Source organism: Leptolyngbya sp. FACHB-541 (genome assembly GCF_014695875.1).
In the GTDB taxonomy this organism is placed as follows: Bacteria; Cyanobacteriota; Cyanobacteriia; order Elainellales; family Elainellaceae; genus JAAUTN01.
In genome coordinates this window covers 29,761-48,659 of record NZ_JACJPC010000051.1, presented here as the reverse complement: position 1 = coordinate 48,659, position 18,899 = coordinate 29,761, and the positions used below count along the sequence as shown (strand labels likewise).

Below are 18,899 nucleotides of genomic sequence, written 5' to 3'. Positions count from 1 at the left end.
TGAAAGTTAGAGCGATCAGGTAGGCAAGCTTGACCCAGGTTTAGGCTGTTTTCAGGAGAGCATTTTGGCTACATGCAGGGCAAGTTGAGCGAAATCGATATCCGCAGCATTTTACAGCTCGTTGAGTTGGGTCAGAGAACGGGTGAGCTGTTTGTGGAAGCGTATGGAATGGGAAGCATTGTGGGCGATGCGGTCGGTAGCTCTGCCTTGCGACGTGCCTCTAAACGAATGAGCGATCGCTCCTGGTTTGTTTTCTTCATCAATGGTCAAATCATTTACGCTGGCGACAGCGGCGGTAATCTAACTCGGCTGCGCGACCATCTGCGGCGCTACAAAAAACCAGATAACGTCCTTGATAACATCAGCGTTTCCTCAATTGCTACTGTCAACGCACCTGAATATGGACACCTCTGGGCACTGCTAGAAAACCACATTCTTACACCCGCTCAGGGACGCAGCATCATCCAGAGCATGGTGCATGAGACCTTGTTTGATCTGCTCAGCTTTCACCAAGGCTCTTTCATTTTTGAAATTGGACCCGCCCTCTCTCCCCAACTCACCACCCTGGAGATTGGTCCGCTGCTGGTCAAGATTATTAAACAGGTGCAGGAATGGAAGCAGTTTCATCCTCACATTCAGTCACCGGATCAGTGCCCTGTAATTTCAGACCCTACGCAGTTGCGTGAAGCTTTGAATGAGAATGCTTTCAAAATGCTAGGCAGATGGGTAGACGGGAAGACCTCCATCCGGCAAATGGCGCGCTACCTCAATCGGGACATTCTCACAGTTGCCAAAGCTATCTATCCCTATGTACAGCAAGGGCTAGTGCAGCTCTTGCACCTCACTTCAGAAGAATCTCTGTTTGGCAGACGTAACTTTGACCTGCCGCAGCAAGACAAGGTGCCTCGCATTGTTTGCATCGATGACGGAGCAACCATCCGCAAAGCAGTGGAATTTATCTTGAACGAGCAAGGTTATGAAGCCACTGCGATTAGCAATCCAGTTAGGGCGCTGAGTCTAGTTTTTCAGCTAAAGCCCGACCTGATTTTGTGTGACATCGCCATGCCAGAACTAGATGGCTACGAAATTTGCGCCATGCTGCGTAAGTCTACTGCATTCCGGCAAACCCCCATCGTGATGCTGACGGGCAAAGAAGGCTTTATTGACCGGGTAAAAGCCCGCATGGTAGGAGCAACGGACTATTTGACGAAGCCGTTTGGCGAAAATGAATTATTGATGCTGGTAGAAAAATATGTTGGGTTGGGGTATCCCGATCGCCCCCGCCCTGATCGCCTTCTCGCAGAAGCCTTGGAAGATGAGCTAGAAATTGATATTCCTTCCGCTTCTACTTCATCAAAACCTTAAGGTTAAATCCAGTTAATTATGATAAGGAGTACTTTACTTAGTTTGATTAGACTCCAAGGTAGATTACAGTAGTTCTTTCCGTTGGCGATCGCGGTGAGCAGGTGGGAAGTTATGAGTACAGTTCTAGTGGTAGAAGACAGTGTGACGCAGCGGGAGATGATTACAGATTTGCTCAAAGGCAGCGGATTAGACGTAACGGTCGCCAGCGACGGAGTCGAGGCACTAGAGCAAATTCAGGGAAAATGTCCTGATTTAGTTGTGCTAGACATTGTGATGCCACGCATGAACGGATATGAAGTTTGCCGCAGGCTTAAAGCTGATCCAAAAACTCAAAATGTTCCTGTGGTAATGTGTTCCTCCAAAGGCGAAGAATTCGACCGCTATTGGGGAATGAAACAAGGAGCCGACGCCTACATTGCCAAACCTTTTCAACCGACAGAGTTAGTAGGTACGGTTAAACAATTGTTACGAGGGTAGAATTATTGCGATAAAAGCCGTTTCAAAAAATAGCAGGTGTGATGATAGGCAACTCAGATTTCTTAACAGGTAGAGGTCAAGACCAAGTTCCAGAATTTCAGGAATTAGAGAGTCCTGAAGGTGAACTGCATCTGAGGTTTTTTGTGCCTTCAGGAGATGAATTTGCCTTACCTGCAACTGGAATTCGCGAAGTCATCTCATCTTCTTCCGACCGAATTACTCCCATCCCGAATGTTTCTCCCTTATTGTTAGGTACACTAAACGTTCGTGGAAGAGTAATCTGGGTCGCGGATCTCGGTCAATTTTTAGGAGATCCAACTCCTTTAAGCACAGATAGGCAAGACATTTCAGTGATCGCTGTCGAAGATCAAGACGCTATGCTAGGCTTAGCAGTTGACCGGATTTTAGGAATGGACTGGTTGGATGTTGATGAAATTCAAATACCAACCAACGTCCCAGACGGGATGGCTCCTTTTCTTCGGGGAGAGTGGTCAACAGGAAAAGAATCTAACCGATTTCTTAGACTGCTCGATCAGATAGCAATTCTTCGATCAGCACGGTGGGCAGCATGAACTTTTAGCATAAGCGGGTATTGCACGGGCAGGAGAAGGCAAATGGGATCAGGCACGGAGTACGCACAGGAATATCAACAGGCTGAGAAAGCCTACATGCAGGGCAGCTATGAAGAGGCCGCTGCCATTGTCGATCGCCTGGTTGAAGATTACCCAGAAGACCCAAACGTGCGTCTTTTACGGGGGCACATCTACTGCTATGGCTTACAGCAATACGAGGTGGCACTAGAGCAATATCAGTCGGTATTGGGACTCACCTCAGATGCAGAATACCTTGACTACGCCAATAACGGCATGGCTTATGCAGGGCAGTTCATTGGTGCTGGAGATCTCGATGAGGACGACATCGATGACTTTGCTGCCGATGGATTTACAGATATTGATGAAGACTTCGACAGCACCATGGAGTCTCAAGCGGCGTTTAATTCCGCTAACTTTGGTGCGCCTGCTGACAACTGGCAAGATTCGCCCGACCAAAATTTTGGCAGTGACTTTGACTTTGCCAGCCTTGATGTAGATAGCTCCGACGATATACCAGTAAGTTCTGGCTATGCCGCTGCTAGCAGCACCTCCCCGTTTGACGACCCCTTTGCTAGTGGCGGAACAAGCCATGTAGCGGGTGAAGCCGAAGCCGAAACCTTTGACGATTTTGGTGATCCCTTTACAGTAGACGAAGACTCTTTTGACTTCTCAGGCAATTCGGACAGTGTTGATCCAGATGCAGCAGATATGCCCAGCATCTACACTAGCAGTTCGGGTTATGCCAGCGATTCAGGCTTTTCGACTGGCAGTAAGTTTGCTCCTCCCAGCGACTTTGATGAATCTGACTATACGCCGCCTGATTTTCAGGATTCATCTGGGTTAAACACGCGTCCACCCACCGATGAAGAGACTCTGTTTATGGCTGCGGAAGAATCTGCGGCGACCTTTAAGCAAGAAGAAACGTTTGGTTACGCTGATCCAGACTCAGGCGAGTACAACGGTAGTTTCTATGACGATGACGATCGCACCTTTGTCTCTTCAGAAGGAAACGGCTATTCAGAAGGTTTCGATGAAAGTGACTTTGCTACCAACGAAGAGGTCGCGTTTGTCAGCGATTCCTCCGCAGGTGTAGGCAGTCGCAGCAATGTAGACTTTCTCGACGAATTTGACGAGTTTGATGACTTAGGCAGCATTTCCGACTTTGATTTGTCTGATAACTCTGCTGGCTTTGCTAGCCCCAACATCAGCTCTGGCTTTGGCAGTTCTAACAACAGCGATGGTGGCTTTGACTTTGGTGACAGTAGCGATCACTCGGTCATCCGCGAGGATGAGATCTTTAGTATCTCTGGCAGCTCCGAGCAGTTGCCAACGTTTGCCCATTCTGATAATCAAAGCTTAGATACCGAGGTCAATGTTGAACAGGGCACTCTCAGTTTCCTGGAAAATACACCACTGGGTGGGAAGAAGCTGGTGGTGGCGATCGCCACGGGTGTCGTTTCCCTCTTAACCGTAGCCTTTATCCACTACGGCTTTAGACTCGTTACAACGAGAAATCAAAGCCTTGCTCAGGAAACCCGCGTCCAAATTGCTTCACAGCTTGATCGGGCAGCCCTGGCAGCGAGCCTGGCTGCTGGATTGGTCGGTGGCACAACTGCCTTTATCCTCGCTGGAGCAACCAACAAGCAAATCAAGCGCACAGCCGACGATTTACAGGCTCAATTTGAAGCCGTATCTCACGGCGATTTGAGTGCGCGAGCAACAGTCTATTCTAAAGATGAATTTGGTCAACTTGCGGCTGGGTTTAACCAAATGGCGCGAGTAATCTTGACCACTACCAGCGAAGCGCAGCGCAAGGCAGAAGAGCAAGAACAGGCTAAGGAAGACTTGCAACGTCAGGTGATTCGCCTGCTGGACGATGTAGAAGGCGCAGCGAGAGGCGACTTGACCGTACAGGCAGAGGTAACGGCTGATGTACTGGGCGCGGTAGCGGATTCCTTTAACCTGACCATTCAGAACCTGCGAGACATCGTACAACAGGTGAAGATTGCGGCACGTCAGGTTAATAAAGGTGCAACGGAAAACGAAATTTTTGCGCGATCGCTTTCCTCTGACGCTTTGCGACAGGCAGAAGAGCTAGCCGTGACGCTAAATTCTGTGCAGGTGATGACCGACTCGATTCAGCGGGTAGCCGAAAGTGCCCGTGAAGCCGAGGAAGTGGCGCGTTCAGCATCGGCAACCGCCCTTAAGGGCGGCGAAGCGGTAGAACGCACCGTATCCGGTATTCTCGAAATTCGAGAAACGGTTGCAGAAACCACTCGTAAAGTGAAGCGACTGGCAGAATCTTCCCAGGAAATTTCCAAGATTGTGGCGTTGATTTCTCAAATCGCTTCTCGCACCAACCTGCTGGCGCTTAACGCCAGTATTGAGGCGGCGCGAGCCGGAGAAGCGGGACGAGGCTTTGCGATCGTGGCAGACGAAGTGCGACAGTTGGCTGACCGAGCCGCAAAAGCCTCTAAGGAAATTGAGCAGATCGTCCTGCAAATTCAGAGTGAGACGGGCTCTGTAATGACTGCGATGGAAGAAGGCACGCAGCAGGTGATTGAGGGTACTCGGCTGGCAGAGCAGGCCAAGCGATCGCTCGAAGACATCATTCAGGTGTCAAACCGAATCGATGTACTGGTGCGATCCATCACCGCCGATACCGTTGAGCAGACCGAAACCTCCCGCAACGTGGCACAAGTCATGCAGTCGGTCGAATTGACGGCTCAAGAAACCTCTCAAGAAGCACAGCGGGTGTCTGGTTCTTTGCAAAGCCTGGTTGGCGTTGCGCGAGATCTGCTCACGTCGGTGGAGCGATTCCGAGTAGAGGCAGATCCCAAATAAGCCACTGTTTAGGAGTAACCCAAAACCCTAGATATTAAGATTCAGGTAGTGCAAGAGTAGATTTACTTAGCTTTGATGTCGATTTAAATAGAATCGGGTAAAGTTAATCAAACAAAGACTGAATTTGAAGCTCAGTTAAAACTGGGGGCACACCACACCTGAGGTCGTCGCTTTGTCCCCGTTGAAATGCACTTTAGCCGAGGGGCTCTGCCCAGATTAATCAGAGGGACACTGCTATGCTGTCTGAACAACAACAGCGGATTATGGGGTACTTCATTGAGGAGGCGAAAGACCACCTCAATACGATTGAGCAGGGTTTGCTGAATCTACAAAGTACGATCGCCGACCCAGAGATGGTTAATGAGATGTTCCGGGCGGCACATTCCGTCAAGGGTGGGGCAGCTATGCTGGGGCTAAACGGCATCCAGCAAACCTCTCACCGCCTGGAAGATTACTTCAAAGTCTTAAAAGAATGCCCTATTCAGGTTGACCAAAAGTTAGAAACTCTGTTTTTGCGGGTGTTTGATACGCTTCAGGAATTGCTTGAGCACCTGCAAGGACCGTTTGGCTTAACCGATGACAAAGCTGAAGAGGTGATGTCGGACGTGATGCCCGTATTCACAGCACTCAACGAACATCTGGGTCGGCTTGTTAGCCAATGTGGATCGGTGCCCCCAGAAGACGTTGATCTGGGGCTGGAACAACCTGTCGCCGCTGCTCCTGCTGCCCCCTCAAGGATGCAACCTGTCTCTGAGGAAAGCGCTCTGAGACTAGTATTTCAAAGTGATGTTCCGGCTCAGTTGCGAGAGATGTTGGGACTGTTTAAGCAAACAGACCAGCCTGTTAGCCGTGAACAGCTTCAGTTTGTATGCCATAATCTGGCCCAAGCGGGAGAACAGTTTGAGTTAGCTCAATGGTGTGAACTGCTGGAACTTGCTCGGCGGGCGATCGCCCACTCCGACAACAGCTACCGCACCCTCGCGCCGACCGTTATCAAAGACATTAAGCAAGCCCAAGAGCTTGTTCTGTCTGGTCGTTCTGCCGAAATTTGCTGTAGCGAAAGCCTCAGAGCCTTATTGCCCGCTGAACCTGAACCCGTAGAAGGTCTGGACGATTTTGCAGACCTGTTGGCTTCAGTAGACTTTGACCGCAGTGACAGCGAACTGGAGCTACCCAACTTCGCGCTTGATACTGATGACGAGCCACTGACCGCTGCGGAATCTACCGAGCCAGACAATCTGTTTGACCAGGATGATAGCTGGTTCACCGAATCAACTTTCGTTGATGAATCAACTTCTGCTCAACAAGAGAGCAATTTCTCGGAAGCTGACCTTGGGTTTGGGGAACCCGCTCCAGAGTACAACGATCCAGGTACAGGTCTGAATCTAGGGCAACCTTCCAGTCCGTCACGATTCGCAGATCATACGGGTCCAGAAGTCGGTGCGGCTGAGCTAAACAGTTTAGCTGACCTGTTTGAAGGGGAAGTTCCCGATTTGGGAATGACCTGGCAGGAGGAAGTCGTGATTGTAGATGCATCTGGGGATTTCTCAGATGCGCTTGATGCAGATGCTTCTAGCGACTTTTCAGACCTGCTGTTTGACCAGGATGCTCTGGACGACGACCTGTCGCTGCAAGCCGAAATCCAGGATGACGATGACCTGTCAGGGCTGCTAAACAGCAGTGAACTCTTTGGCGATAGTTCTGGAATGAGTCAGTCGTCAGCCTTGGACGATCTAGGCGACTTGATGAACGAAATGCCTGACCAGCCAGAGGGCGATCTAATCGCGAACCTCAATGTTGAAGCCACAGGTGAAGTCACAGACGAACTGTCTCTAGATTTCTTGGAAAGCGAATTTGAAAGTTCGGATCTGTCCGATGCCGACCCCTTTGCCGATGTGGAAGTAGACGAACCAGACACCCAAAGTAGTCTGCCCAAAGCAAGCGGTGACTTGGAAAACCTCACGGATCTGTTTGCCGATCTGGATGAGGATTTCACGGCAGAAGCTTCTGACCCTTTCTCGTTAAATCATTTAGACCAGGCGTTTACGGCAGAAGAACCTGAACTAGAGCAACCAGATCAAGCTCCTGAACCGTTTGCTGAGTTCCCGTTTGGTGAACTTCCTGATCCCTTCTCAGACGAAGACGAACTTTCAGAAACCCTGTCTACTAATCAGACAGATCAGGCAGATGATCTGGTTCTGGAGTTGGACGACGTTGACCTAAGCAGCTTTGAGACAGATGATTTCTCGATAGACACAATGGAAATGGAGAGCGATCCCTTGCGGGTATCTCTCGGAGATCGCCCCTCCTCCGACTCCCCCGAATCTGCCGATGCCGCTCAAGACTGGGAAATATTGCAAGATTCCAGTGGCGACGATTCTCTCATTGATGCCTTCTTACACGACGATGGACCCGTTACCGCAGCCCAACCTGCGGAGGATCTGCTAATTGAAGAAGATTTACCTCTGGAAGAGGAACTGCTGGTAGACACAGAAACGCCGATCGAAACCTTAGCCGATGATGCATCGCTATTCGTCTCAGAGCCGGATAATACGTCGCTGTTTGTCTCAGAGCCCGAGGCTCCGCCTGCCGCACATATACCCAGCGCAAAGCAAACAGTCTCTTCCGTATTTGATCCTTGGGACGAGGAATTTGAGGAATTTACTCAAACTCAGGGACAACCTTCCTCAATTCACGATTTCGATGCGGACGACGACTTTTTTGACTCATTCTCAGGAGTCTCTGTCACTCAAAGCTCGAAAAAGAATCAGGCAGATGCAGATTTGTTTGCCGATCCATTTGACGACCCTATTCCGGCTCAACCCGTAACGTCGTCCCAACAGGTCGTGCCGGCCGTACCGCAAGCAGAACCAGAACTTGATTACGTTACAGAAAATGAGGCAACCTCTGAGGCTTTTGATGACGAAGTACTCGAATCAATGGCCGCAACAGATGCCGCTGCCCTAGGAGGGGTTGTTGTAGAGGAGCTATTTGTAGAGGGCTTCGTCATAGACCTATCCGAGTCTGAGGACGAACCTGTTTCAGAGCCATCAGAGCCATCTAACTTTGTGGAAGGATTTACTTCCGACTCGTCTGACTTTGTAGAAGGATTTGTTTTTGACTCGTTTGACACAGAGGAAACTGAATCTGAAGCAGAGTTTGACGGACTGTTTGAACCTGAAGCCAACTTTGCAGCAGAATCACTGGATTTAACGGACGACCTGTCTAACCTAGAAGAGGCAGGGGAAGATCTGGGAGGACTTTTTGGAGAAGGGGAAGAAGCGATCGCTCCTTCTCCAACATCCGATCTTTCAGACGATTTTTCAGACAACGATACTGACTTTGACAGCTTGTTCGAGCCAGAGATCACTGAACCGCTTGAGCCAGTTGCCCTCGACCTTTCCTCGGAGGAAGATACAGAGTTTTCTAACCTGTTTGGCAAGACGGACGATGAAGCCGATTTGAGCGACTTATCTGCTCCAGATTTATCTGGAACTGACGATGCCCTTTTCGATCTTGGCACCGTCGAAGACTCAACAGAACCTCAAGGTTTCTCAGAAGACTTATTTGATCTGGAAGACACTACGGGACTAGATCTAGATCTGACGGAATCTGCCGCCGATTTAGACTTTGACCTGGGTGCAGAAACGGCTGAAACAACAAACTTCAACCTGGATGCCGAAGAAACCGAAGATTTAGGCTTCAACCTGGATGCTGATAGTACTTCGGATCTGGATTTCAACCTGGATGCTGATAGTACTTCGGATCTGGATTTCAACCTGGATGCTGAAGAAACCGAGGATCTAGATTTCAACCTGGATGTTGAAGAAACTGAGAATTTGAGCTTTAGTCTAGATGCTGAAGAAACTGAAGATTTAGGCTTCAATCTAAATGCTGATAGTGCGTCGGATCTAGATCTCAACTTGGATGTTGAGGGTACCGAAGATTTAGGCTTCAACCTGGATGCTGATAGTCCTTCGGATCTGGATTTCAACCTGGATACCGATGGTACTTCGGTTCTAGACTTCAACCTGGATGCTGCGGAAGCTGAAGAAACTGAGGATTTGAGCTTTAGTCTGGATGCTGAAGAAACTGAAGATTTAGGCTTCAACCTGGATGCTGATAGTCCTTCGGACCTAGACTTCAATCTAGATACTGATAGCACTGAAAGTTTAGAAGCATTGGATGAAGCGATGCTTGGTCTTGATGACAGTGCAGTTAGTGAGCAGGAACAGGATTTTTCAGCCATGTTCGCTGAGGAATCTGGGTTAGATTTCGAGACCGAACTTTCTGCAGCACAGGATGTAGAGACTGATGAGGCATTCAGCTTTGATGAGATGAATGTTGGCGAAGACGCAGGCATTCTAAACGAGGAAGCTTTTGACTTTGACCTGTTCGGTGAAGGTGAGGAATCGAGTGAGGAAGCGATCGCATCGGAGGCGATCGCCTTTGATGAGCTAACAGACACTCCCACCACTGATGTCAACGACCTCGACCTTGACGACCTGTCTTTTGGTTCAGAAACCGATCTGGAAGAAATCACAGGCGTTCCAGAAATCAGCGAAATGACCGAAGTGGATGTTTTACCTGACCTTTCGGACTCCAGCCCGGAAGCAGTCAGTATTACTGAAGCGGACGACTTTACTGATTTAGATGCGCTGCTAGGTGACGCTGATGAAGTGGATGAGGCGATTTCGGAGGGATACCCGCAGGGGGTCGCCCTTGACGCTGAACTCGATGCGATCGAGTCTGATGATTTCGCCGATTTAGATGCCCTGCTGGAAGAATCTACTGAATCCACTACTTCAGTTGCAGAATCAGTCGCAGAACCCCTGCAAGACGATTTTTCCGACCTGGATACGTTGCTTGAAGATCAAGTAGCTGAACCCATCTCCCTCGATTTTGATGCTTCATCTTCAGAAGCGGTAGACGATTTTGCCGATTTGGACGCACTGTTGGGTGATGATTTTGCAGCCATATCGCCATCTGCCCACTCACCAAATCAGGCAGTAGAAGCTGTTGATGAATTCGACGACCTGGAAAAGCTGCTGGAAGATGCCGACCAAACTCTGGGTGGTTCACCGACTAGCAAGAACGCCCGCCGTCCTGCTCTCGCACCCAATCGCCGCAATACTCGTCGAGGCGGAGGAGTTCTTAGCGACCAGACGATGAGAGTTTCGGTGAAAAACCTGGACAACCTTAACAACCTGGTTGGGGAACTCGTCGTTAACCGTAACAGCTTGGAGCAAGGACAGGAACGCCTAAGACAGTTTCTGGATAATCTGCTCTACCAGGTGCAGCAATTGAGCGATGTAGGGCAACGGATGCGCGATTTGTATGAGCGATCGCTCTTAGAAAGCTCCCTGCTCTCCAACCGTAAAAGCTATCAGCTTTCCCCTCCTGGCAACGGCGGCTCCACCATAACCCAAAACAGCCACTCCACAGGCTTAAGCTTTGATGCCCTGGAGATGGACCGCTTCACCGGCTTCCATACCCTTTCCCAGGAAATGATCGAACTGATTGTCAGAGTTAGGGAATCTGCCTCTGACATCGATTTCGTCGTCGATGAAACTGACCAGGTAACGCGAATGTTCCGTCAGGTCACGACACAGCTTCAGGAAGGCTTAACCCGTTCTCGCATGGTGCCCTTTGCTCAGACAGCCGATCGCCTCCCCAGAGCTGTGCGCGACATCTCCCTTAAGTGCGGCAAACAAGCTGAGCTAACCATTGAAGGACGGGAAACCTTGATCGACAAAATGATCCTGGAACAGCTTTACGATCCGATGACTCACTTGGTCAACAATGCCATTACTCATGGCATTGAAACCCCAGAAGAAAGGATCGCAGCCCGCAAGCCTCCCGTTGGACGAATTACCGTTCGCACCTTCCATCAGGGTAACCAAACCGTCATTTCGGTCACCGACGATGGCGCTGGCATCAATCCCCAGAAGGTCAAAGCCAAAGCACTGGAAAAAGGCTTAATTACACCAGCCGAATCCAGAGAAATGACCGAATTAGATGTCTATGACCTGCTGTTTCATCATGGCTTCTCCACTAAGGACAAAGCAGATGATTTGTCCGGTCGCGGAATCGGTATGGACGTTGTACGTACCAGCTTGAATGAAATTCGCGGTGTAATTAACATTGATTCCACTGTCGGTAAAGGCACCACCTTTACCGTTCGTCTGCCGCTCACTCTCAGCATCTCTAAAGCGCTCTGCTGCATCAGCAACCGTGCTCGCATCGCCTTCCCAATGGACGGGGTAGAGGACATGCTAGACGTACCCAAAGAGCGCATTCAAACCGACAGCGAAGGACGCTCCTGCATCCTCTGGCGCGATACGTTGCTGCCCTTCCAGCCGCTGTCAGAATTGCTGAAATATAACCGCAGTTTGGGTCGTGGTAGTGTGTACGGCGGCAACCAGGAAGAGGACATCGTTTCAGTGGTCGTATTACGCAGCGCAGGCAATTTCCTTGCCCTCCAGGTTGATCAAGTGCTGGGCGAACAGGAAATTGTAATCAAGCAGCTAGAAGGACCAGTGCCCAAACCCGTCGGTGTTGCAGGTGCAACCGTGCTAGGGGATGGTCGAATCATGCCGATCGCCGATGTGCTAGAGCTAATTGACCTCTCCGTTGGTCGGATTCGTCGTGAGGCAGGCAATGCCCTCTGGGAGAAAGAGCAAGAGCCACCCGCCGAACCGCCAGTCATCAAGACCGACCCAACGGTGCTGATTGTAGACGACTCCATCACCGTCCGCGAATTGCTCTCAATGACCTTCAACAAAGTGGGCTATCGAGTCGAGCAAGCGCGTGATGGTCAGGAAGCCTGGGAAAAACTCCGTTCTGGACTGCCCTGCGACCTGGTCTTCTGCGACATCGAGATGCCGCGCATGGACGGTCTAGAATTGCTCTCGCGCATTCAGAAAGACCCTAACCTGGCGCATCTGCCGATCGCCATGCTCACCTCCAGAGGAGCCGATCGCCATCGCCAAATGGCCGTTCAACTGGGTGCCAAAGGCTACTTCACGAAGCCTTACCTGGAAGAAGCGTTACTGGATGCTGCTCAACGGATGCTCAAGGGCGAGGTACTCGTCACCGGGGATAGCTAGTTTCATGTTGCCTGATCAGGTTTAGGGGTGGGGCGATCGCTCCACCCTAAAGACACATTCACAAAAGGACATCCATAATTCCTAGTTCCCAAGCTCCAGCCTGAGAATTGCCTAAAGAAGCTCTAGCTTTCTCCGAATTTAGAAGGAAGTTGGAGCTTCAGTTCAGCATTACCAAGCTTCAGCTTGGCAACGAGTAAACGGATATCCACCCGCACGTAGTCCGTCTGACTTCGGCTATCAAACAGACACCGTAGAATGGAATAAGGGACTATTAAGAAGTATTTAGGATTTTCATGGCGGATCAGTTAGTTCGAGCGACGGCAGCAGATGGAGGAATTCGCACCGTCGGCGTAATTACCACACGTCTTACAGAAGAAGCCAGACAGCGCCACAACCTTTCCTACGTTGCGACTGCAGCACTAGGGCGAACCATGTCAGCAGGGCTTCTGCTTGCCTCCAGCATGAAGCGACCCGAATCACGAGTGAACATTCGGATCAATGGTGACGGTCCGTTAGGTGGCATCCTAGTTGATGCCGGATTAGACGGAACCGTGCGCGGCTATGTCGATAACCCAACCGTAGAACTTCCTCCTAGCCCAATTGGCAAGCTGGATGTAGGTGCAGCTGTAGGACACAACGGCTACCTATATGTCGTTAGAGATGTGGGCTACGGCTATCCTTACTCCAGTACGGTAGAGCTGGTTTCTGGAGAAATTGGGGATGATGTCACTCACTATCTCGTTAGCTCTGAGCAAACTCCCTCAGCTCTCGTTTTGGGCGTGTTTGTCAGTGCTGAAGGGGTAACGGCATCGGGTGGGCTACTGGTGCAGGTAATGCCCAAAGCTGCCAGAGATGAAGCCCTAGTGCAACTGTTAGAATCTCGCGTTGCTTCTCTAGCTGGGTTTACCCCATTACTCAAAGAGGGTAAATCGCTGCAACAGATGTTTGAGCAACTGTTGGGCGATATGAATCTGGAAATTTTTCCAGAAACTCAGATGTTGCGCTTCCACTGCGGTTGTTCCTTCGATCGCGTCTTAGGAGCCTTGAAGATGTTGGGCAAGGACGAGCTGCGAGACATGATCGAAAAAGACGACGGAGCCGAAGCTACCTGCCATTTCTGCAACGAAGTATATCAGGCTAGCAGCGATGAGCTAGAACAGTTGATTCGAGATTTGCAGGCAGAAGCAGGGGCTAGGGGGTGAAGGGGGCAAGAGACCAGGAACTAGGGGTGATGCAGGAGCTTCGCTCTGATAATGTCTGGGGACATTCAATCTTCCATTCCCTAGCCTCCAGCCTCTAGTCTCTAGCCCCCAGAAAGTGGCGTTTTCCTCCATTGAGGAGTAGGATTGCAACTATTGCGTACTGCTGCTCGACGATCTAGGTTGCTGCGCCATTGTTGTGGGCTGGGATATGAGTAAAGATTGGGGAACACCGGAGCATCGTCCAGATTTGGGGCGAGCACATCGAATTCCTAAAAAGCTGCCTAAAGTACCTGCGTCTCGCAAACGTCCGTTGCCCCAGCAGGGGCCACCTATGCCGAAGTTGCCTGCGCCTGAGTCTTCTTTGCTGCGTCCAACTGTCCAACCGATGCCGGGAGGGCGACGATCGCCCCGTCCGATTCCACCTGCTGAGCAGTTGCCCTACGCCCAGCTTACGACAGCGCAATCGCCTCATCTTCCTGGTGCAGACTATCCAGAAGACCCTCAACAGGCAAGACGGCGTAGATTACAGTTGCCCAAGCTGCGACTTCCAACCAGTCTCAAGTTTTGGGCGATCGCTTCTGTAGTTACGCTGACTGGAGTTAGCATCGTTTCGGTTGCGCTATTGCTGAAGCTGCCTGCGGTACCAAACTGTCCGTCGATTTTCTGGCCGACTGCATCAGCATCTTTGCGGCTGTATTGCGCTCAACTGGCAGCAAACAAGCAAACGGCAAATGACTTGCTGGAGGCGATTGAGCTAATCAACAGTCTGCCTGCCGACCATCCCCTACGTCCAGAAATCAACCGCCACATTGAGGACTGGTCGCAACAAGTTTTGGACTTGGCAGAGGAAGCCTTTGATCAGGGTAAGTTTTCAGAAGCATTGGATATTGCCAACAAAATTCCTGCTGACACCTCTGCTCGTGCCCAAGTACAGGAACGGGTCGATCGCTGGAACGGAATTTGGGCAGAAGCGGAGAAGATTTACAAAGACGCAGAAGCCGCCCTTCGGCAGCAGGATTTGCGAAAGGCATTTGATATTGCGGTTGGGTTGTTGTCCGTCGATAACACTTACTGGAAGACTACCAAATATGACGAGTTGAACGGGCTAATTAATGCGACTCGTGAGGATGCAGCGAAACTCGCTGAGGCAAGACGGTTTATCGATCGAGGAGGTCTGTCCAACCTGAGCGAGGCAGTCAAGCTGGCAGAAGAAATTGGTGATGGCAGCTATGCCTATGGTGAAGCCCAAAAGGTAATCACTGAAGCGGGCAAAGGAATGCTGGAGCTAGCAGAATCAGCGTTAAATCGTCAGGATGCAGATGAGGCGATCGCCATTCTGCGTCGCATTCCCGAACGCGCCAACTTGGAGGCAGAAGCTCAAGATTTGACTCATTTAGCATCCGCTTATTCCCAATCGTGGGGCGGTACGGTTGCCGATCTGGAAGCTGCAATCGTTCAAGCACAGCGGCTGCGGCAGGGTCGTCCACTTTATGGCAGAGCGCAGGAGTTAATCAGCCAGTGGCAGGCAGAGATACAAGACATCATGCGGCTGGAAACGGCAAGACAGTTAGCGCAACCTGGCTCTGTAGGAGATTTGCGAGCAGCAATCGCCGAGGCAGAGCAAATTCCGCGTGGCAATCCACGTCGGGCTGAGGCGCGAGAGGCGATCGCCGACTGGACTCGTGAAGCTGAGACGATGGAAGACAGACCCATCCTAGATACAGCCGATCGGTTTGCTAATAGCGGTGATCTGACATCAGCCATTGAGCAGGCTAATCGAATTGGGTCGGGTCGGGCCCTGTCTGATGAGGCTCGTCAGCGGGTGCGAGATTGGACAGATCAAATTCAGCGCACTCAAGACCAGCCTTATCTAGACCGGGCGAGAGAACTAGCTGCCCTGGGCAACTTACCAGAAGCGATTGCCCTGGCAGAGCAGATCGGACAGGGACGCGCCCTCCACGACGAGGCGCAGGCAGATATTCGTACCTGGCGTAACCAGACTCTGGAGCAAGAGCGAATGCAGCAGGCCTACGAGGCAGCTAGCATTAGCACAACGACTGGGTTGCTTGCAGCAATTCGGGCGGCCGAGCAAGTTCCTGAGGACAGCCCAACTCGCCCAGAAGCTGAACAGATGATCAACCTCTGGAGTCAGCAAATTTTGCAGGCCGCCCAGCAGCAGGCTGGATACGATTTGGAGGGGGCGATCGCCACCGCTGAGAGCATTCCACCTCGTACTGAAGCTTATGACGCTGCCCAGCTCCAGGCCCAAACCTGGCGACAGCAGCTAACGGGTGAAGAGCTTTAGGCTGGGATAGTTTGTGCTTGGCACTTACCTTGGCACTACCCTTTGTGTTTAGCACTACATAGAGGCGAGGCATTTTGTCTCTGTGAGGAATACCCATTGGGTTTCCTTGAGACAGATGGCAAAGTTTTGTGTCGTAGACTAAACCTTTAAAAGAGGCGCATTTACAAGTCTCTTAAAGCATTTTATGAAGGCATGGTTACGTCAAAGAAAGTCTCTACTGCTGGTTTTGCTTGGAGTACTAGTTGCGATACTCGTAGCGACAAGTGCGCTACCGCTAAAGGAATGGTCAGTTGGGCTAAATGAGTGGCTGCGATCGCTCGGCTGGTGGGCAATTCCCGCATTTATTGTGATTTACGTGCTGGTAAGTGTTGCAGGCTTGCCCAACATTGCGTTGATTTTAGTTGCAGGAACCGTTTTTGGTTTAGTCGTAGGCATTGCGTCTGCGTCCGTTGCCGATACGTTGGGTGCCGTTGTTTGTTTTGGTCTGGGTCGAACAGTTGCTCGCAAACGGGTGAAGAAACTGATGCAGCGCTATCCTACCTTTGGGCAGCTTGATCAGGCGATCGCAAAAAAAGGCTGGAAAATTCTACTCCTCAGTCGCCTTTCGCCGATCATTCCCTCCAACGTGCTGAACTATGGCTTTAGCTGCACCAAAGTCAATTTCTGGCAGTACTTCTTCTTTACCTGGCTGGGAATGATTCCGGTGATCGCGCTGTATGTCTACATCGGCTATTTCGGCACATCCATCATCGGTGGCGACAATTCTCCTCGCTCCCTGATTCTCCAAGGTGGAGGGCTACTAGCAACAGCAGGGGTCGCTATCTACACCACCCGACTAGCAAAAACAGCATTGTCACAGCCAGACGAGCAGAAGGAGGGAGAGAATGAGAAGAATGAGGATAAGAAAGATGATGGATGAGGAATGACAACTTCCTGCCCTAACCCCCAGCCCCTAGTCTCTTCCACAAAGCTGGCGATCGCTCTCATCAATCGCAGGATTAGTGTTCAAGTAGTCTTTTAGCCAATCGCATCCTTGCTGTAGAAAGGTGGTTAGGTCGGTATTAGAGAGCGATCGCACCGAGTCATCTTGATTCCCCATTACGCTTTCATCAGCCCTTGATATAACGCTTAGTTCCTCCTGCTCCACTTCAAGTCCTGAAGCTTGGCGGCTAGAATCCCACAATCGCACAGTGCCATCCTCTCCTGCTGTCGCAAGCTGCTTTCCGTCAGGGCTAAATCGCACGACATTTACACCACTTTGATGTCCTATGAATTTGGCTAGTTGCTGTCCAGAAAGATCCCAGAGCTTGATTCTGCCATCTTCTCCCGCTGTCGCAAGCTGGGTTCCATCAGAGCTGAACTGAATACTCGTAACTTCAACCGGGTGAGCTTTGAATTCTCCGATCTTTTCACCAGAAATATTCCAAAGCCAGACCGTGCCATCTTCTCCCGCTGCTGCAAGTTGGGTTCCGTCTGGGTGAAAATCGACACTGCTAAACTCACTTCCATCTCCTCTAAACTCAACAGGTGGCTTTCCAAACAAATCCCAAAGCCGTATCGTGTCATCTCTCCCAGAGGAAGCAATCTGAGTACCGTCAGGGCTGAAGCTGATACTGCTGACTTCTCCTGTATGTCCTTGAAACTGTCGGGACTCACCTGAAAAGCTCCACAGTCTAACAATCCCATCTTCTCCGGCTGTAGCCACTTGTCTACCACCGGAACTGAAACTGACATCAGTAAGTCCGGTTGGATAAATTCTAAGGGCAACCAGTTGTTGCTCAGACAGATCCCATAGCTGCAACATTCCATTTTCCCCGGCGATCGCAAGCTGCATTCCGTCAGGGCTAAAACTAATGTTGCTGACTTCGTCTGGGTGTCCGGCAATCTCGGCTAGCTTTTCTCCTGTCAAACTCCAGATCCGGGTCACGCCATCCTCTCCGGCCGTAGCAATTTGACCCCCATTAGGATTAAAACTGATGCCATTCACCTCACCGGGATGGGCTGGAATTCGATTCTGTTCTTGAATATTTTGCAGAATGGTTTGCAGAGCCAGCACAGGACTGAGGGTTGGATATTGCTCAACAGAACGATTCTCCACCACCGACTGCAAATATCGTCCAGCTTTGATTGCTTTCAACAGACCATCTAATTGAGATGAGTCAAATTGCTCCAACGCATCGTCTGTTTCTTGCTCCAATCGGTTGACTATCTTGGTATGGAGCTGTTGTTGAAACGCCTGAACTGTGACAACTGTTGCCGCCGCTAAAGTCACTAGAGCAATGCCCATGACCAGGGTGGCAATTCGGAGTCTACGCTTTGCTGTCTCATTTGCCTGAGCAATTCGCTCACTAAAATCTTCTGCCTCTCGACTTTTGCTAATGTAGTTTTTTTGCTGCTCAGTTGGCTGAGGATCTTTATTGGCACTCTGTTGCAACCATTGCTCTGCATCTTTTAGGTTGCTGCCGCGCAATAAAAAGCTGTCGTTGCGACCTTTGTCTTCCCATTCCAAAGTGCGAACGAGAATTTGAGTGTGAGTATGCAAATGCTCCAGGTCAGTATCGATCGCCTTGATTAAGGCTTGAAAGGCAATATCAAAGTCATCATCCTCTCGAAAAAATAACCAGTTGTGACGCGCTAACGCAGGATGCAGCAAGGCTTGATTCAATTCTTCTCGATGCACAATCGGCACTAAACGCTTGTTGTGCAACACTGCGTGCTCAACTTCCCGCCGACAAACAGAAGAAGTAATGGAATCTGGACTGATGATAAAGACAAAAGTATTTGCCCCTTCGATACCGCGTTTGATCTCTTGCCACCAGTCGGCAGTGAGGGGAATGTCCTGCCAATCAATCCAGGTTTCTCGTCCTGTAGCTTCTAGCGCAGCATGAAGTAATTGGGTAAAGACTTTATCCTTGCGGGAGTAAGAAATAAAGATGTCGGTCATGCTGCCCCTGCTAAAGCGAGATCTGAACACAAGATAGCTGTGCTTTGGGGAGAATTGCAG

Annotated in this window: 9 protein-coding genes; 8 read left to right on the top strand and 1 reads right to left on the bottom strand. The window is 50.5% G+C overall.

Annotated elements, in window-relative coordinates:
• Positions 1-72: 72 nt before the first annotated feature.
• The 8 genes from H6G00_RS10760 (at position 73) to H6G00_RS10720 (ending at position 16,814) form a co-directional block, all read left to right on the top strand.
• Positions 73-1,365, top strand: a complete 1,293-nt coding sequence (locus tag H6G00_RS10760) for a response regulator (RefSeq protein WP_190796721.1) — start codon at positions 73-75, stop codon at positions 1,363-1,365.
• Positions 1,366-1,476: 111 nt separating this feature from the next.
• On the top strand, positions 1,477-1,842 hold the full coding sequence (locus H6G00_RS10755) for a response regulator (RefSeq protein WP_190642131.1): 366 nt from the start codon (positions 1,477-1,479) through the stop codon (positions 1,840-1,842).
• A gap of 41 nt (positions 1,843-1,883) precedes the next feature.
• A complete protein-coding gene (locus tag H6G00_RS10750; protein ID WP_190796720.1) occupies positions 1,884-2,414 on the top strand; it encodes a chemotaxis protein CheW in 531 nt (176 codons plus the stop codon).
• Between the two features lie 42 nt (positions 2,415-2,456).
• Positions 2,457-5,279 (top strand): methyl-accepting chemotaxis protein, encoded by a 2,823-nt coding sequence (locus tag H6G00_RS10745; RefSeq protein WP_190796719.1) that lies wholly within the window; start codon positions 2,457-2,459, stop codon positions 5,277-5,279.
• Positions 5,280-5,515: 236 nt separating this feature from the next.
• Complete coding sequence (locus tag H6G00_RS34675; RefSeq protein ID WP_199318427.1) at positions 5,516-12,388, top strand: response regulator; 6,873 nt, start codon at positions 5,516-5,518, stop codon at positions 12,386-12,388.
• Positions 12,389-12,681: 293 nt separating this feature from the next.
• Entirely contained in the window at positions 12,682-13,590 is a 909-nt protein-coding gene (hslO, locus tag H6G00_RS10730; RefSeq protein ID WP_190642134.1) for an Hsp33 family molecular chaperone HslO, read from the top strand.
• A 208-nt stretch (positions 13,591-13,798) separates the two neighbouring features.
• On the top strand, positions 13,799-15,895 hold the full coding sequence (locus tag H6G00_RS10725) for a chromosome segregation ATPase (protein ID WP_190642135.1): 2,097 nt from the start codon (positions 13,799-13,801) through the stop codon (positions 15,893-15,895).
• Positions 15,896-16,079: 184 nt separating this feature from the next.
• Positions 16,080-16,814 carry a TVP38/TMEM64 family protein gene (locus H6G00_RS10720; protein WP_190682971.1) on the top strand — a complete coding sequence of 245 codons (735 nt, stop codon included), beginning with the start codon at positions 16,080-16,082 and terminating at the stop codon, positions 16,812-16,814.
• 33 nt (positions 16,815-16,847) lie between these two features.
• Here the strand turns inward: H6G00_RS10720 and H6G00_RS10715 are convergent, their stop codons facing one another.
• Positions 16,848-18,839 (bottom strand): TIR domain-containing protein, encoded by a 1,992-nt coding sequence (locus H6G00_RS10715; RefSeq protein ID WP_190796718.1) that lies wholly within the window; start codon positions 18,837-18,839, stop codon positions 16,848-16,850.
• Positions 18,840-18,899 lie beyond the last annotated feature (60 nt).

Excerpts from the sequence above, each read along its gene's own strand:
- H6G00_RS10760 (WP_190796721.1), top strand. The coding sequence starts at position 73 with ATGCAGGGCAAGTTGAGCGAAATCGATATCCGCAGCATTTTACAGCTC.
- H6G00_RS10720 (WP_190682971.1), top strand. The coding sequence starts at position 16,080 with ATGAAGGCATGGTTACGTCAAAGAAAGTCTCTACTGCTGGTTTTGCTT.
- H6G00_RS10715 (WP_190796718.1), bottom strand. The coding sequence starts at position 18,839 with ATGACCGACATCTTTATTTCTTACTCCCGCAAGGATAAAGTCTTTACC.
- H6G00_RS10750 (WP_190796720.1), top strand. The coding sequence starts at position 1,884 with ATGATAGGCAACTCAGATTTCTTAACAGGTAGAGGTCAAGACCAAGTT.
- H6G00_RS10725 (WP_190642135.1), top strand. The coding sequence starts at position 13,799 with ATGAGTAAAGATTGGGGAACACCGGAGCATCGTCCAGATTTGGGGCGA.
- H6G00_RS10755 (WP_190642131.1), top strand. The coding sequence starts at position 1,477 with ATGAGTACAGTTCTAGTGGTAGAAGACAGTGTGACGCAGCGGGAGATG.
- H6G00_RS10745 (WP_190796719.1), top strand. The coding sequence starts at position 2,457 with ATGGGATCAGGCACGGAGTACGCACAGGAATATCAACAGGCTGAGAAA.
- H6G00_RS34675 (WP_199318427.1), top strand. The coding sequence starts at position 5,516 with ATGCTGTCTGAACAACAACAGCGGATTATGGGGTACTTCATTGAGGAG.
- hslO (WP_190642134.1), top strand. The coding sequence starts at position 12,682 with ATGGCGGATCAGTTAGTTCGAGCGACGGCAGCAGATGGAGGAATTCGC.